14 protein-coding genes are annotated in these 14846 nt (G+C 67.7%); 2 read left to right on the top strand and 12 right to left on the bottom strand.

Annotation, left to right across the window (positions count from 1 at the left end):
- Nucleotides 1–2 precede the first annotated feature (2 nt).
- Together gltA and gltX are read right to left on the bottom strand one after the other, a co-directional pair.
- The gene (gltA, locus tag AC1DDA_RS08880; protein WP_149128843.1) at nt 3–1292 is read right to left on the bottom strand and encodes a citrate synthase; all 1290 of its coding nucleotides are present in this window, start codon (nt 1290–1292) and stop codon (nt 3–5) included.
- A gap of 374 nt (nt 1293–1666) precedes the next feature.
- A complete protein-coding gene (gltX, locus tag AC1DDA_RS08875; RefSeq protein WP_476795484.1) occupies nt 1667–3085 on the bottom strand; it encodes a glutamate--tRNA ligase in 1419 nt (472 codons plus the stop codon).
- Nucleotides 3086–3239: 154 nt separating this feature from the next.
- On the opposite strand from gltX, the gene AC1DDA_RS08870 reads away from it, so the two are divergent.
- A complete protein-coding gene (locus tag AC1DDA_RS08870; RefSeq protein WP_476795483.1) occupies nt 3240–5501 on the top strand; it encodes a ComEC/Rec2 family competence protein in 2262 nt (753 codons plus the stop codon).
- Here AC1DDA_RS08870 and lexA read toward each other — a convergent pair.
- The 9 genes from lexA to AC1DDA_RS08825 all read right to left on the bottom strand — a co-directional run bounded on the left by lexA (nt 5495) and on the right by AC1DDA_RS08825 (nt 13766).
- On the bottom strand, nt 5495–6205 hold the full coding sequence (gene lexA, locus AC1DDA_RS08865) for a transcriptional repressor LexA (RefSeq protein WP_441512610.1): 711 nt from the start codon (nt 6203–6205) through the stop codon (nt 5495–5497). The genes AC1DDA_RS08870 and lexA overlap by 7 nt on opposite strands.
- Nucleotides 6206–6304: 99 nt before the next feature.
- On the bottom strand, nt 6305–7516 hold the full coding sequence (locus tag AC1DDA_RS08860; protein ID WP_476795482.1) for a molybdopterin molybdotransferase MoeA: 1212 nt from the start codon (nt 7514–7516) through the stop codon (nt 6305–6307).
- A complete protein-coding gene (gene moaC, locus AC1DDA_RS08855) occupies nt 7516–7998 on the bottom strand; it encodes a cyclic pyranopterin monophosphate synthase MoaC (RefSeq protein ID WP_476795481.1) in 483 nt (160 codons plus the stop codon). The genes AC1DDA_RS08860 and moaC overlap by 1 nt, the downstream gene beginning before the upstream one ends.
- Nucleotides 7995–8807, bottom strand: a complete 813-nt coding sequence (gene trpC / locus AC1DDA_RS08850; protein WP_476778567.1) for an indole-3-glycerol phosphate synthase TrpC — start codon at nt 8805–8807, stop codon at nt 7995–7997. Before trpC ends, moaC begins: the two co-directional genes overlap by 4 nt.
- A gap of 7 nt (nt 8808–8814) precedes the next feature.
- Nucleotides 8815–9828: an anthranilate phosphoribosyltransferase gene (gene trpD / locus AC1DDA_RS08845; RefSeq protein WP_476778566.1), complete on the bottom strand. Its 1014-nt coding sequence runs from the start codon at nt 9826–9828 to the stop codon at nt 8815–8817.
- A 16-nt stretch (nt 9829–9844) separates the two neighbouring features.
- Nucleotides 9845–10462, bottom strand: coding sequence for an anthranilate synthase component II (locus AC1DDA_RS08840; RefSeq protein ID WP_476778565.1), 618 nt, complete (start codon nt 10460–10462; stop codon nt 9845–9847).
- A gap of 80 nt (nt 10463–10542) precedes the next feature.
- Nucleotides 10543–11577 (bottom strand): aldo/keto reductase, encoded by a 1035-nt coding sequence (locus tag AC1DDA_RS08835; protein WP_476778564.1) that lies wholly within the window; start codon nt 11575–11577, stop codon nt 10543–10545.
- Between the two features lie 269 nt (nt 11578–11846).
- Nucleotides 11847–13358, bottom strand: a complete 1512-nt coding sequence (locus AC1DDA_RS08830) for a helicase HerA domain-containing protein (protein ID WP_476795480.1) — start codon at nt 13356–13358, stop codon at nt 11847–11849.
- 126 nt (nt 13359–13484) lie between these two features.
- Nucleotides 13485–13766, bottom strand: a complete 282-nt coding sequence (locus AC1DDA_RS08825; RefSeq protein WP_476795479.1) for a YARHG domain-containing protein — start codon at nt 13764–13766, stop codon at nt 13485–13487.
- 122 nt (nt 13767–13888) lie between these two features.
- On the opposite strand from AC1DDA_RS08825, the gene AC1DDA_RS08820 reads away from it, so the two are divergent.
- Nucleotides 13889–14563, top strand: coding sequence for a ceramidase domain-containing protein (locus AC1DDA_RS08820; RefSeq protein ID WP_476795478.1), 675 nt, complete (start codon nt 13889–13891; stop codon nt 14561–14563).
- Here the strand turns inward: AC1DDA_RS08820 and AC1DDA_RS08815 are convergent.
- Nucleotides 14535–14834, bottom strand: coding sequence for a hypothetical protein (locus AC1DDA_RS08815; RefSeq protein WP_441512601.1), 300 nt, complete (start codon nt 14832–14834; stop codon nt 14535–14537). The two genes, AC1DDA_RS08820 and AC1DDA_RS08815, sit on opposite strands and share 29 nt — an antisense overlap.
- Between the last annotated feature and the right edge of the window lie 12 nt (nt 14835–14846).

The following is a 14846-nucleotide window of genomic DNA, read 5'->3' as shown; positions in this document are numbered from 1 at the left end:
GATCAGCGGCGGCCGATCGGCGTATAGTCGCGCTGCGGCGAGCCGGTGTAGAGCTGGCGCGGGCGGCCGATCTTCTGGGAGGGATCCTCGATCATCTCCTTCCACTGCGCGATCCAGCCGACCGTGCGGGCGACGGCGAAGAGCACGGTGAACATCGACGTCGGGAAGCCCATCGCCTTCAGAGTGATGCCCGAATAGAAATCGATATTCGGGTAGAGCTTCTTCTCGATGAAGTACTCGTCGTGCAGCGCGATGCGCTCCAGCTCGACAGCGACGTCCAGCAGCGGGTCGTCCTTGATGCCGAGCTCGTTCAGCACTTCATGCGTGGTCTTCTGCATGATCTTGGCGCGCGGGTCGTAGTTCTTGTAGACCCGGTGGCCGAATCCCATCAGGCGGAACGGATCGTTCTTATCCTTGGCCTTGGCGATGTATTTCGGGATGTTGTCGACGGTCCCGATCTCCTCAAGCATCTTGAGCGCCGCCTCGTTGGCGCCGCCATGGGCAGGCCCCCACAGGCAGGCCGTGCCGGCCGCGATGCAGGCGAAAGGGTTGGCGCCCGACGAGCCGGCGAGGCGCACGGTCGAGGTCGAGGCGTTCTGCTCGTGGTCGGCGTGCAGGATGAAGATGCGGTCGAGCGCGCGCGACAGCACTGGGTTGACCTTGTACTCCTCGGCCGGGACCGCGAAGCACATGCGCAGGAAGTTCGAGGTGTAGTCCAGCGAGTTCAGCGGATAAACGAAGGGCTGGCCGACGGTGTATTTGAACGCCATCGCCGCCAGCGTCGGCACCTTCGCGATCATGCGCATCGAGGCGATCATGCGCTGATGCGGGTCCGAGATGTCGGTGGAGTCGTGATAGAAGGCGGACATCGCGCCGATCGAGCCGACCATGACGGCCATCGGGTGCGCGTCGCGGCGGAAGCCCTGGAAGAAGCGGGCCATCTGCTCATGCACCATTGTGTGGCGCGTGACGCGATAGTCGAAATCCGCTTTCTGCGCGGCGGTCGGCAGCTCGCCGTACAGCAGGAGATAGCAGGTCTCGAGGAAGTCGCCATGCTCGGCGAGCTGCTCGATCGGGTAGCCGCGATAGAGCAGCACGCCCTGGTCGCCGTCGATATAGGTGATCTGCGACTCGCAGCTCGCGGTCGAGGTGAAGCCGGGGTCGTAGGTGAACATGCCCGTCTGGGCATAGAGCTTGCCGATGTCGATGACGGCAGGGCCGACCGACCCTTGCTTGATCGCCATGTCGACGGTCTTGTCGCCGACCTGGAGCTGGCTCGTGTTTCCGCTCATCGATACCGATCCTTTCAAGGCTCGCTGCTGTTCAGCCCCTGTTTCGCCTGTCCGCCGGCACTTCCGCGCCAGCCTTTTCCCATCCGCGGCCCGCGATGTGACGGGCTGATGTCGGGAGGGGAGGTGGAAGGAGACCCATGTGACTGATTTACAAGCAATATTCGTGCCCCGCCGCGGGGTGGCCGCGCAACGCACTTGCGCGTCACTAGACCATTTGCCCAGTGCATTCAACCAAGCCTAAAGGCGATTGGAACCGCGTCCGGATCATATCTGCGCGAGCAGCGACAACGCCGCCATCGCGAGGCAGCATGCGCGAGCATGAAAGCTGAAAGAGGGGCACCGCTCGGCAGCGGCGATGCCCCATTGACGACAGCTCAGGCCTGGTCGGCGAGCCGCGCCAGCGTCTCGTCGCGGCCAAGCACGGCCATCACGTCGAACAGGCCAGGCGACATGGCGCGGCCGGTCAGCGCGGCGCGCAGCGGCTGCGCCGCCTGGCCGAGCTTGATGCCGGTCTCCTCGACATAGGCCCGCACGGCCGCTTCGAGCGGAGCCGGCGACCAGTCGCTGACCGCGGCGAGCTTCTCCGCGATCTGCGGCAGGCGCTGGCGCGCGGCTTCGTCGAGCAGGCTCTTGGCCTTGTCGTCAAGCTGCAGCGGGCGTGGGGCATAGAGATAGAAGGCGCTGTCGACCAGCTCGACCAGCGTCTTGGCGCGCTCCTTGAGGCCGGGCATCGCTGCGAGGAAACGCGCTTCGAGCGCGGGCGACAGCGTTGGGCCGAGTCCGCGGGCAGGGCCGATCTCCGGCAGGATCACCTTCAGCGCGTCGAGCAGTTCCTGGTCGCTCGACTGGCGCATATAGAGGCCGTTGAGGTTCTCCAGCTTGGCGTAGTCGAAGCGGGCGGGCGAACGGCCGATCGAGGAGAGATTGAAGGCGTCGATCATCTCCTGCGTGGAGAAGACCTCCTGGTCGCCATGGCTCCAGCCCAGCCGCACGAGATAGTTGCGCAGCGCCGCCGGCAGATAGCCCATCGAGCGATAGGCATCGATGCCGAGCGCGCCGTGGCGCTTCGAGAGCTTGGCGCCGTCGGGACCGTGGATCAGCGGGATATGCGACATGCTCGGTACGTCCCAGCCGAGCGCATCGTAGATCTGGGTCTGGCGGGCGGCATTGGTGAGATGGTCGTCGCCGCGGATGACATGGGTCACGCCCATGTCGTGGTCGTCGACCACGACGGCGAGCATATAGGTCGGCGTGCCGTCCGAGCGCAGCAGCACGAGGTCATCGAGATTCTCGTTCTGCCAGATAACGCGGCCCTGGACCTCGTCGTTGACCACGGTCTCGCCGGTCTGCGGCGCCTTGAGGCGGATCACCGGCTTCACGCCTTCCGGCGCGGTCGACGGATCGCGATCACGCCAGCGCCCGTCATAGCGCAGCGGCTTGCCCTCGGCGCGCGCCTTCTCGCGCATCTCCTCGAGCTCGGCCTGGCTGGCATAGCAGTAATAGGCGTTGCCGGCGGCGAGCATCTGCTCGGCGATCTCGCGATGGCGCGCCGCGCGCTGGAACTGATAGACGGTCTGGCCGTCCCAATCGAGGCCGAGCCATTCCAGCCCGTCGAGAATCGCGGCGATGGCTGCGTCGGTCGAGCGTTCGCGGTCGGTGTCCTCGATGCGCAGCAGCATCTTGCCGCCCTGGCGGCGGGCATAGAGCCAGTTGAACAGTGCCGTGCGGGCTCCGCCGATATGCAGGAAACCGGTGGGCGAGGGCGCAAAGCGCGTGACGACGGCATTGCTCATGGAAGGCAACTCCGGCCGGGCGGCACGAGCCGCCCGGGGCAAGACAGGGAAATGGCGCAGGTCATGACATGACAACCGGCGCGCGCCCTGTAACATGGCTTGGCCGGAAAGGTTAAGCGGTCAAATTGCTGCGCCGGCGGGGGAGGGGCGGAGAATGCAGCCGGGGCCGCCGGGGCAGGACATGCCGCGCGGCGCGCGAGCCGAGGCCTTGCCTTTGCGCCTGCTCGCGCCCTGGCTGATCTCCGTTCGCTTCAAAGCCTGGTTCAACCACTGGCAGGCTCGGTTCGGTCAGGCGCTCGAATTGGAGGCGGAGCGTCGCCGCCCGTTCCTATGGCTGCCTGTGGCGACGGGTGTCGGCATCCTGCTTTATTTCGCGGCAGATCGTGAGCCGGCTTTGTGGGCGCCTCTGACCGGCTTCGCGCTCAGCGCGATCTTCGCGTTCGCGCTGCGAACCCGTCGGTTAGCCTCGATGGCCTGTCTGGCGGCGGCCGCCGCCTTCGCGGGTTTTGCCGCCGGCGTCTGGCGGACGGCCGATATCGCCGCGCCGATGCTGGAACGGCCGCGAATCGGCAAGGTGACGGGTTTCGTCGAGAGCGTGGAGGCACGCGACAACGGCGCCCGCATTGTCCTGCTGGTAACTGAATTCGCCGGGATGCCGGCCGCGGAGCGTCCAAGGCGAGTGCGCGTCAATATCCGCGCCGGCTCGGTCGCTGCGGGGGATCATATCGCGGCGACGGCGCGGCTCCTGCCTCCACCGGGGCCGGCTCGGGCGGGCGGCTACGATTTCGGGCGCGATGCCTTCTTCCGCGGCATCGGCGCAGTCGGCAGTATCGCAGGCAAGATCGCGTCGGCGCCCGCGCCGCATCCAATGCCGACGCGCCTTGCCGTCGATGTCACGATCGACCGGGCCCGCAACGCCTTGACCCGGCGCATCGCCGAGGCGGGCGGCGGGCAAGGGGGGGCGGTCGCTGCCGCCCTTGTCACGGGGAAGCGCGGCCTGATCACCGAGGCGACGAACAATGACCTGCGCGCGGCCGGGATCTACCACATCGTCTCGATCTCAGGCCTGCACATGGTTCTCGCGGCCGGGACGATTTTCTGGCTGGTGCGCGCCCTGCTGGCGCTCTCCCAGACTGCCGCGCTGCGCTGGCCGATCAAGAAGATCGCGGCCGTCGCGGCGATGCTCGGCGCGACCGCCTACTGTATCTTTTCAGGCAGTGACGTCGCGACCGAACGCTCGCTGATCATGACGCTGGTGATGCTCGGCGCGATCCTCGTCGATCGTGCTGCACTGAGCATGCGCAATCTCGCTCTTGCCGCCATGATCGTGCTGCTGCGCGAGCCGGAGGCGCTGCTCGGACCGAGCTTCCAGATGTCATTCGGCGCGGTTGCTGCCCTGATCGCCTTTGCCGAACGCTGGGAGAGCCGAAAACGCACGGAGCCGCCCCCGAGCCTGCCATGGCCGCTCGGGCCGGTCTGGGCAGCGGCGCTCGGCATCATCGTCACCACCTTGCTGGCGACGGCGGCGACAGCGCCCTTCGGGGCCTATCACTTCCAGACCTTCAACCCCTTCGGCCTGCTCGGCAACGCGATGGCGCTGCCCTTCGTCTCGCTCTTCGTCATGCCGGCCGCCGTCTTCGGCGTGCTGGCCTATCCCTTCGGGCTGGACTGGCCCGCCTGGGCGCTGATGGGGCTGGCGTCCGATGTCGTGCTCAAGGTGGCGCACTGGGTCGCAAGCATCGACCATTCCACCGTGATGATCGCCGCCTTCAGCCCGGCCGTGCTGACCTGCTTTGTGCTGGCCTTGCTCTGGCTGACGCTCTGGACCACGGCATGGCGCTGGCTGGCGGCGGTCCCCATCGTGCTCGGCGTCGCCATCGCCGGAAAGCCGGAGCGGCCGGAAATCCTGATCGAACGCGACGGTTCGGGGCTGGCGGTGCGGGGCCTCGATGGACGCCTTGCGGTCGCCGGCAAGCCGAGCCGCTTCGTGCTGCAGCAATGGCTGAGTGCCGACGGCGACAGCCGCTCGCCGGACGATCCGACGCTGCGCGCCGGCATCGCTTGCGATCAACTGGGTTGTGTTGCGCAAACGGCCGACAAGCGCATGATTTCCTACACGCGCGACCGGCTGGCGATCATCGAAGATTGCCTGCGGGCCGACCTCGTCGTCACCGCCATTCCCTGGAGCGGCGCCTGCAAGGCCCGGCTGATCGAGCGAATGGGACTGTCGCGCGACGGCGCGAGCTCGCTCTACCGCACGGCGTCGGGATGGAGCAGCCGCATCTCAGAGCCCAGCGCAGCCGATCGGCCGTGGAGCCGCCGACGCGAACCGCGTCTGGCGGCGCCCGCTGCAACGAGCATCAGCATTCCGCCAGCATCCGCCGATGGCGAAGCCGAGGTCGAGCGGCTTCAGTAACGCCGCATCAGATTGACGAGGCGGCCCTGAATCTTGACCCGGTCCGGCCCAAGCACACGCGTCTCATAGGCGGGATTGGCGGCTTCGAGCGCGATCGAGGAGCCGCGTTTGCGCAGCCGCTTGAGTGTGGCCTCCTCGTCGTCGATCAGTGCCACGACGATATCGCCGGTATTGGCCGAGTCCTGCTTGCGGATGATGACGGTGTCGCCGTCGAGGATTCCGGCTTCGACCATCGAGTCACCGCGCACTTCGAGCGCGTAATGCTCGCCGGAGCCGAGCATGTCGGGCGGCAACGAGACGGTGTGGCTGCGGTTCTGAATGGCCGAAATCGGTGTGCCGGCGGCGATGCGGCCCATGACCGGGATCGCGATGGAGGAACGGCTGTCCTCATCAGCGGTGGGGCGGGGTTTGCCGAGATTGGGCTGCGTGCCGAGCCCGCCCTGGACGACCGCAGGGCTGAAACGCGGCCGCTGCTGCGGCGTACCGAGTCCATCGGGCATCTTGATGACTTCGAGCGCACGCGCCCGGTTGGGCAGGCGGCGGATGAAGCCGCGCTCCTCCAGCGCCATGATCAGCCGGTGGATGCCGGATTTCGAGCGCAGATCGAGCGCGTCCTTCATCTCGTCGAAGGAGGGCGGCACCCCGCTCTCACGCAAGCGTTCCTGGATGAAGCGCAGGAGTTCGTGTTGCTTGCGTGTCAGCATGATCCCGCCGGCCCCGGAAAAGCGTAGATTCGAAACAAATCACGAACACCATAACTGTTCGCCTTGTGTTCCGCAACCCGTTCGCGCGAGGGCGCCTGTCTACAGCAGCGGCAGGATACGGCAGAGGTCGCCTATCCTGGCCGGCGCAGCATGGGCCGGGCGGATCGTCAGCGCCTGCGCCCGCGCCAATGTGCCGAGCATGGAGGAATCCTGCCGGTCGAAAGGCGTTGCAACCCAACCATCGGGCGTCAGCGCCAGCTCCGAGCGCAGATAATCCTCACGCTCGTCATTGCCCGGCAGGTCGCGGCCGAGGCGGGCGGGGATGCTGCGATCGCGATCCGCATCGGCCAGGCCGAGCAGGGCTTCGATCAGCGGCAGCACGAAGAGGTGGCCGCAGACGATCGAGGAGACCGGGTTTCCGGGAAGCCCGACCACGACCATCCGGCCGAGCCGGCCGGTCATCATCGGCTTGCCCGGTCGCATCGCGATCTTCCAGAAGCCAAGCGACATCCCGGCCCGCGTCAGCGCCTCCTGTACGAGATCGTGGGCACCCACCGAGGCGCCGCCGAGCGTGATCAGCACGTTGGCATCGGCAGCCCGCGCCATGCCGATCTTGTTGGCGAGATCGGCATGGTCGTCGCGCGCGATACCGAGATCGAGCACGGTGCCACCGGCCTTTTCGACCAGCGCGGCGAGCGCGAAGGAGTTGGAGGCGACGATCTGGTCGCGCCCGACAGGCTCGCCCGGCGCCACCAGCTCGTCGCCGGTCGCCAGGATCGCGACGCGCGGCTTGCGCCGGACCGGCAGCGAGGGATGGCCCATCGCGGCGGCGAGCCCGAGTGCGGCGCTGTCGAGCACGCGTCCGGCCGACAGCAGGGCGTCGCCTTCGCGGAAATCGAGCCCCGCCCGGCGCAGGAACTTGCCTTTGGCCGGGGGCACCCGCACGCGGATGGTGGGGCTGCCGACGCCGTCGGCGTCCTCCTGGATCAGGATGGTGTCGGCACCATCAGGCATCGGCGCACCCGTGAAGATCCGTACGGCTTCGCCCGGCCCGACCGTACCGTCAAAGGCCCGCCCGGCGGCCGATTCGCCGGTCACAGAGAGGGCGGCGCCTTCAGCCATGTCGTCGCCGCGCACGGCGTACCCGTCCATGGCGGAGTTGGCGAAGGGCGGCTGAGTTCTGAGCGCCTTCAGATCGGCTGCGAGCACCCGCCAGGCGCATTGCGCGAGCGGCAGGGTTTCCGCCCCGGTCGGCCCCGGAATGCTATCGAGCAGCGCCTTGCGCGCGACGGGGACCGGGGTGAGCGCCATCAGCGGGCTTTCGCCTCGTAGTCGCCGGACTGGCCGCCGGATTTGTGCAGCAGCCGGATATTTTCGATCCGCATCGCCCGATCGACGGCCTTGACCATGTCGTAGACAGTGAGACAGGCGACGGACACGGCGGTGAGCGCCTCCATCTCGACGCCGGTCTGGCCCTTCATCTTCACCTCGGCGCGCACGCGCACACCCGGCAAGGCCTCGTCGATCTCCAGATCGACCCCGATCTTGCTGAGCAGCAGCGGGTGGCAGAGCGGGATCAGCTCATGCGTGCGCTTGGCGGCCATGATGCCGGCGAGGCGCGCCGTACCGAGCACGTCGCCCTTCTTGGCATTTCCGTCGCGCACGATCGCGATCGTCTCCGGCGCCATCACGACGCTGCCCTCGGCTACTGCCATGCGGGTCGTCTCGGCCTTGTCGCCGACATCGACCATATGTGCCTGGCCTTGGGCGTCGAGATGGCTGAGCCGGCTCACGCCGCGTTCTCTTGAGCCTGGCCGGTCAGCAGGGTCCGCGTCGCCGCTGTGACGTCCGCCTGCCGCATCAGGCTCTCGCCGACGAGGAAGCTGTTGACGCCGGCCTTGTTGAGACGGGCGATGTCGGCATGGGCAAAGATGCCGCTCTCGCCGATGACGATGCGGTCGGCCGGGACGCGCGGCGCCAGCCGCTCGGTCACGGCGAGATCGACGTGGAAGCTGCGCAGGTCGCGGTTGTTGATGCCGAGCAGCCGACTTTCGAGCTTGAGTGCCCGGTCGAGCTCGGCGTCGTCATGCACCTCGACGAGCACGTCCATGCCGAGATCGCGAGCGGCTTCGTTCAGCGCCCGGGCGGTGTCGTCGTCGACGCCGGCCATGATGATCAGGATGCAGTCGGCGCCCCAGCTGCGGGCTTCGTAGACCTGATAGGGCTCGTAGAGGAAATCCTTGCGCAGCGCCGGCAGGCCGGAGGCCTCGCGCGCCTGCGTCAGAAATTCCGGCTGGCCCTGGAAGGAGGGCGCGTCGGTGAGTACCGAAAGACAGGCAGCGCCGCCGGCGGCATAGGCGCGGGCGAGCGAAGGCGGGTCGAAATCGGCGCGGATCAACCCTTTGGACGGGCTGGCCTTCTTGATCTCGGCGATCAGGGCCGGCTTGCCGACCGCGAGCTTGGCGGCGAGCGCATCGGCGAAGCCGCGCGGTTTGGCGGCCGCGCGGGCACGGCGTTCGATCTCGGCCTGCGGCACCGCGGCCTTGGCGGCCGCGATCTCCTGGCGCTTATAGGCTTCGATCTTGGCGAGGATGTCGGTCATGCCGGCCTCACGCATTCGAGGCTTTGACGAGCGCGGCGAGCGTCGCCTTGGCCTTGCCGGAGTCGAGCGCAGCCGTCGCCTGGGCGAAGCCGTCCTTCAGGTTCGCGGCCTTGCCGGCGACCAGCAGCGCCGCCGCCGCATTGAAGGCGGCGATGTCGCGGAAGCCGGTTCTCTCGCCGGCCAGCACGGCGTTCAGCGCAGCCGCGTTCTGCTCGGGCGTGCCGCCGCGCAGCACCTCCGGCCTGGCCGGCTCAAGGCCGACATCGGCGGGGCTGATCGTGAAGCTCTCGATCCTGCCGCTATCGAGCGAGACGACGCGGGTCGGGCCGGTGGTGGTGATCTCGTCGAGCCCGTCGGAGCCGTGCACGGCCCAGACGCGGGTCGAGCCGAGCGAGGCCAGCACCTTGACCATCGGCTCGAGCCAGGTCTCGGAGAAGGCGCCGATCAGCTGGCGCTTGACGCCGGCCGGGTTGGAGAGCGGGCCGAGCAGGTTGAAGATCGTGCGCGTGCCGAGTTCGGTGCGCACGGGCGCGACATGGCGCATCGAGGCGTGATGCGTCGGCGCGAACATGAAGCCGACCCCGGCCTCGGCAATGCAGCGCTCCGTGCCGGCCGAATCCAGCCCCACCCTGACGCCGAGCGCGGTCAGCACGTCCGCGGCACCCGAGCGCGAGGAGGCCGCGCGGTTGCCATGCTTGGCGACGGGCACGCCGCAGGCGGCGGTGATGATCGAGGCCAGCGTCGAGACATTGTAGGAGCCGGAGGAATCGCCACCGGTGCCGACGATGTCGATCGCCTCGGCCGGCGCCTTCACCGGCAGCATCTTGCCGCGCATTGCGCCGACCGCGCCGGCGATCTCCTCGATCGTCTCGCCGCGCACGCGCAGCGCCATCAGGAAGGCGGCGGACTGCGCATTGGTGACCTCGCCCGAGAGGATCGTGTCGAAGGCGTCCCGCGCCTCCTCGCGCGAGAGCGTCGCTCCGGTCGCGACCTTGGCGATGAAGGGTTTGAAGTCGTCCATGGAATCTCTGCGGAATTCAGGCTGATGGGGTCAGGGCGGCGGCTTCGTGCTCGCTGCGCCATCGCTGGGCGAGATCGAGGAAATTCCGCAGGATCGTCGCGCCATGCTCGGAGGCGATGCTCTCCGGGTGGAACTGGACGCCGTGGACCGGGAGCTCCCGGTGCGAGAGCGCCATGATCAGGCCGTCATCGGTCTCGGCTTCGATGTCGAAGACGGTTGGGCAGGAATCGCGGTCGACCACGAGGGAGTGGTAGCGGGTCGCCTGCAGCGGCCCGTTGATGCCGCGGAACAGGCCGCGTGATTTGTGCCGGATCGGCGAGACCTTGCCGTGCATCGGCACGGGCGCCCGCACGACGTCGCCGCCGAAGGCCTGCCCCATCGCCTGCAGGCCAAGGCAGACGCCGAAGATCGGCTTGCGGCCGGCACCATGCCGGACCACGTCGAGGCAGATTCCGGCCTCGTTGGGTGTGCAGGGGCCGGGCGAGAGCACGATCGCATCATGCTCGCCGCCCAGCGCTTCCTCGACCGACAGCGCGTCGTTGCGCCAGACATCGACCTCGGCCCCCAGGCCACCGATGAGGTGGACCAGGTTCCAGGTGAAGCTGTCGTAGTTGTCGATCAACAGAACGCGCATGGCCGGACCTGTGAATACGGCTTGAGGTCATGCACGTTCGGAGGCGGGGTGGTCAAGTTTTGCGCGGGCCGCGCTCGACTTTAGACCGCCGGTGGATTGAGGCGAGCGAAGGCCTCCTGCCGCCGATAGGGGAAATAGGGGTAGGGCGCCGTGCGGACGCTCGCGGCATCGAGCCGCGCGACCTGCTCGGTCGTCAGGTTCCAGCCGACGGCGCCGAGATTGTCGCGCAATTGCTGTTCGTTGCGGGCGCCGATGATGACGGAGGAGACCGTCGGGCGCTGCAGCAGCCAGTTGATCGCGACCTGCGGCACGCTCTTGCCGGTCTCCTGTGCGATGGCATCGAGCACGTCGACGATGGCGTAGAGCTGCTCGTCCTCGACCGGTGGGCCGAATTCGGCGGTTTCATGCAGGCGGCTGCCGGCGGGCAGCGGCTGGCCGCGCCTGATCTTGCCGGTGAGGCGGCCCCAGCCGAGGGGGCTCCAGACCAACGCGCCGACGCCCTGATCGATGCCGAGCGGCATCAGCTCCCATTCGTAATCGCGCCCGACGAGTGAGTAATAGACCTGATGCGCGACATAGCGCGGCCAGCCATGGCGCTCGGCGGCAGCCAGCGACTTCATCAGCTGCCAGCCCGAAAAGTTGGAGACGCCGACATGGCGAAGCTTCCCGGCCCTGACGAGCGCGTCGAGGGTCGAGAGAACCTCCTCGACGGGCGTGCCGGCATCGAAGGCATGCAGCTGCAGCAGGTCGATATAGTCGGTGCCGAGCCGACGCAGCGCGTCCTCGGTCGCCTTGATCAGGCGGCTGCGCGACGAGCCGGCATCGTTCGGGCCGTCGCCCATCGGCAAGGTGGTTTTGGTCGAGATCAGCACCTTGTCGCGCCGCCCCTTGATCGCCTCGCCGAGGACCTCCTCGGAGGCGCCGCTCGAATAGACGTCCGCCGTGTCGAAGAGGTTCAACCCTGCTTCAAGGCAGATGTCGACGAGGCGGCGCGCCTCCCGAGCGTCGGTATTGCCCCAGGCACTGAAGAGCGGCCCCTGTCCGCCGAAGGTGCCCGCGCCGAAACTCAGGGCGGGAACCTTGAGCCCCGAATGGCCTAAACGCCGGTATTCCATGATCCAGATCTCCTGTGGTGGCGGGAACATGGCGGCTCGAAGCTAATGCGATTAGTGCGCCGAGCGGAACAGCATTCGTGAGTTGAAGTCATCGTGCCGAAAGGCGGGGCGCCGAAGCTAGTGAACTTCGGAAGAAGGAGCGTGTCATCCCGGACGCGGCGAAGCGGAGGTCCAGGGTCCATGCCTCAAGCTGCGCCGGACGCGCTCCGGCATCGATCCCGGGTCAAGCCCGGGATGACGGCGCGGTTCGGGAGTTAGACGAGATGCGTTTAGCCGCGGGCGCTGCGCGGCATCCCGGCCGTCCGCGGCTGCGCCTGACCCGGTGCGGTCTCGACGCCCAGCGCGGGGAGGGCGAGCGTTCGCAGGCCGCGGAAATCGACATGGCAGACGATCAGGCCGCGCTCTTCGATGTAGCCGAGCAGGCGCCGCGCCCGGCTGGGCGAATGGCTGCCATAGACTTCGGCGAGCTCGGCATCGCTGGGGCAGGGCCTGCCTTCGATCGCGGTGCGGGCGATGTAGAGGAAGAGCCCCTGCAGGTCCTCGGGCAGCGTGCCCGAGGCAGCCAATGCCGCCTGCCAGCCCTCGCTGGTCGCGACGCTGTCGCTGACACCGGCCCGTGCCACGGCGAGCCTGCGGCGGAACTCTTCGAGGCTCAGATTCGTCCGGCCCAGCCGGCGCATGCGGCAGCGCACGGTGAAATCCTGATAGAGCACCGCGACCTGGCGCGAGCGGGCCTCCGGGTCGGCCATCAGTTCGCGCAGGATCTCGACCATGGTCGCCTCGCGCTCTTCCGGCTCGAGCTCGATCTCCGGCTCGGGTTCCGGCTGTGGGGCCGGGCGGTAGGTCTCGATCCGGCGCAGCACCTCGTTCGGGTCCGGGCGCGGGCGCGGTGCTGGGCGCACCGGCCGTGCCATCGGCGGCGGCTCGTCCGCGCCGGGCGTGAAGATCAGTTTGCCGGCCTCTTCCGGCGCCTGCTCGGGCAGCGGCATCAGCCCCGGTGCGCCTCCGCGATCGACAGAAGACACCGCGCCGATCCTGAGCGGCAGCGGTCGTTTCGACAGGGCAGGGCCCAGCGCCACGAACTGGCCGCGTTCGAGGTCGCGGAACATCTCGGCCTGGCGGCGGTCCATGCCAAGCAAATCGGCGGCGCGGGCCATGTCGATGTCGAGGAAGGTGCGGCCCATCAGGAAGTTGGAGGCTTCCGCCGCGACGTTCTTGGCGAGCTTGGCGAGGCGCTGCGTCGCGATGACGCCCGCGAGACCGCGCTTGCGGCCCCGGCACATCAGATTGGTCATGGCGCCGAGCGACAGCCTGCGCGCTTCGTCCGAAGCCTCGCCCGCCATCACGGGGGCGAAGAGCTGCGCTTCGTCGACGACGATCAGCATCGGGAACCAGAGCGAGCGGTCGACGTCGAAGAGGCCGCCGAGGAAGGCGGCGGTGGCGCGCAGCTGCTCGTCGGCTTCGAGATTTTCAAGGTTGAGCACCACCGAGACGCGGTGCTGGCGCACGCGCAGCGCGACGCGCTGCAATTCTGCCTCGCCGCATTCGGCATCGACCACGACATGGCCGAACTGGTCGGCCAGCGAGACGAAATCGCCTTCTGGATCGATGATGGCCTGCTGGACGAGCGGTGCGCTCTGCTCCAGCAGGCGGCGCAGCAGATGCGATTTGCCCGAGCCGGAATTGCCCTGGACGAGCAGGCGCGTCGCCAGCAATTCGGCGAGATCGATCAGACCGGGCTCGCCGGTCCTTGTCGTTCCCATCTCGATCGCTGTCGTCATACCGGTCTTGAATCGCCTTGTTTGGTCGGGCGCAGGCGCGCGACCGGGGCTTCTAGCATGGCCTCGCTCGCGCTGGACGCAGGGCAGCCCTGCCTTCCACAGACAATCGCTGTCAGCGACCTCGGGTCAGCGCGGGCAGCGTAACGACCGCTCCTGCCGAACGATGTCGGCAATCACGCGGCGGTCATTGGCCGAGAGCGGCACGTCCTCGATCGCGTCGTACTGGCAGCCGGCATTGCCGAAAGCCGCGATCGCGCGCTGGGTGCGGAAGCAGTAGCCTTGCGCCTTGTAGATCTCGTTGCGGGCGGTCCAGAGATTCGCGCAGGTCTCGGGGTTGGCAAAGGCCGGTGCTGTTGCTCCGGCTGCAATCAGGATGAGCACATAAAGCGGGAGGCGAAGGCTGCGCATAGTGTTCTTCCCAGGAATGAGCGCGCGAGCTTTGCGGAAGTGGCGGCTGCAAGGCAAGCCGGCATGCGACATGAAGCTGTCGCAACAGCCGGCTTCGGTGGGAGCGATCAAGGGGCGGATCGATGCAGTTCGGCTATTGCGAAAGACTCGATGCGAGCTTTTGGGCCGAGCCCGTCAACGCCGTGACAAATGGCGCCTTTCTTCTGGCGGCGCTGATGGCTTTCCGGCTCTGGCGCCGGCAGGGCCGTCGCGACGGTATCGTGCTCGCATTCATCCTTCTCGTCTTCGCGATCGGGATCGGTTCCTTCCTGTTTCACACCATGCCGAACCGCTGGACGGTGCTGGCTGATGTCTTGCCGATCCAACTGTTCGCCTTCGGTTATTTCGCCTTCGCTCTTGCAGGGTTCCTCGGAGCGCCCGGGTGGGCAGCGGCCATCGGCACGCTGGCCTTCTTCGGCCTCGCCCTCGGTCTCTCCTGGGCGGGGCGGGCAATCCTGCCAGCGATGGTGGCGGGCTCTGCCGGTTATGCGGCGTTTCTGCTGGGGCTCGTTGGCATTGCGTTGGCCATGCCTCGGGATCCGGCGCTCCGGCGGCAGCGGAAACTGATGGCGTTGGCCGGTGTGGTTTTCGCAGCCTCGTTGGCGTTGCGCAGCATGGACGGCCCGCTATGCGGCGCCCTGCCGCTCGGAACGCATTGGCTTTGGCACTTGCTCAATGCGTCGGTGCTCTACCTGTTGCTGCGCGCCGCGATGCTCCCCGGCGGCACGTCTATTTCTTCGTCAGTTCCAGGCAGGTGATGAGCTGGACATAGCTCGGCGGGCCGCCAAGGCTCGCGCCCTCTGTGCAGGTTGTCCGGGCTCGGGCCGGGTATTCCGACCAGCGGGCTTCCAGTGCGTTGCGGGCCTTTTCCTCATCGTCGCGGCAGGCACTGGCGGGGCGGCCGATACCCGTGGCCGATTTGTCGGCGCTGCCGCAGGAGGCGTTGATGTCAAAGCGCGGCACCGAGTCGGCGACGGGAAGAGTCGGGCTCGCCGAGAGAGAGAGCAGAACAAGACCGACGGAAAACATGGTGAACACTCC

The sequence above is a fragment of the Allobosea sp. 10N428 genome, from assembly GCF_056394545.1.
Note: the sequence above shows the minus strand (reverse complement) of the source record. Positions and strands in the feature narration are given on the sequence as shown.

What these genes read in the sequence shown, in the direction of transcription:
- gltA (WP_149128843.1), bottom strand. Translation starts at nt 1,292, where the DNA reads ATGAGCGGAAACACGAGCCAGCTCCAGGTCGGCGACAAGACCGTCGAC.
- trpD (WP_476778566.1), bottom strand. Translation starts at nt 9,828, where the DNA reads ATGGACGACTTCAAACCCTTCATCGCCAAGGTCGCGACCGGAGCGACG.
- trpC (WP_476778567.1), bottom strand. Translation starts at nt 8,807, where the DNA reads ATGACCGACATCCTCGCCAAGATCGAAGCCTATAAGCGCCAGGAGATC.
- AC1DDA_RS08835 (WP_476778564.1), bottom strand. Translation starts at nt 11,577, where the DNA reads ATGGAATACCGGCGTTTAGGCCATTCGGGGCTCAAGGTTCCCGCCCTG.
- AC1DDA_RS08830 (WP_476795480.1), bottom strand. Translation starts at nt 13,358, where the DNA reads ATGACGACAGCGATCGAGATGGGAACGACAAGGACCGGCGAGCCCGGT.
- lexA (WP_441512610.1), bottom strand. Translation starts at nt 6,205, where the DNA reads ATGCTGACACGCAAGCAACACGAACTCCTGCGCTTCATCCAGGAACGC.
- AC1DDA_RS08860 (WP_476795482.1), bottom strand. Translation starts at nt 7,516, where the DNA reads ATGGCGCTCACCCCGGTCCCCGTCGCGCGCAAGGCGCTGCTCGATAGC.
- AC1DDA_RS08825 (WP_476795479.1), bottom strand. Translation starts at nt 13,766, where the DNA reads ATGCGCAGCCTTCGCCTCCCGCTTTATGTGCTCATCCTGATTGCAGCC.
- AC1DDA_RS08820 (WP_476795478.1), top strand. Translation starts at nt 13,889, where the DNA reads ATGCAGTTCGGCTATTGCGAAAGACTCGATGCGAGCTTTTGGGCCGAG.
- AC1DDA_RS08840 (WP_476778565.1), bottom strand. Translation starts at nt 10,462, where the DNA reads ATGCGCGTTCTGTTGATCGACAACTACGACAGCTTCACCTGGAACCTG.
- gltX (WP_476795484.1), bottom strand. Translation starts at nt 3,085, where the DNA reads ATGAGCAATGCCGTCGTCACGCGCTTTGCGCCCTCGCCCACCGGTTTC.
- AC1DDA_RS08815 (WP_441512601.1), bottom strand. Translation starts at nt 14,834, where the DNA reads ATGTTTTCCGTCGGTCTTGTTCTGCTCTCTCTCTCGGCGAGCCCGACT.
- AC1DDA_RS08870 (WP_476795483.1), top strand. Translation starts at nt 3,240, where the DNA reads ATGCAGCCGGGGCCGCCGGGGCAGGACATGCCGCGCGGCGCGCGAGCC.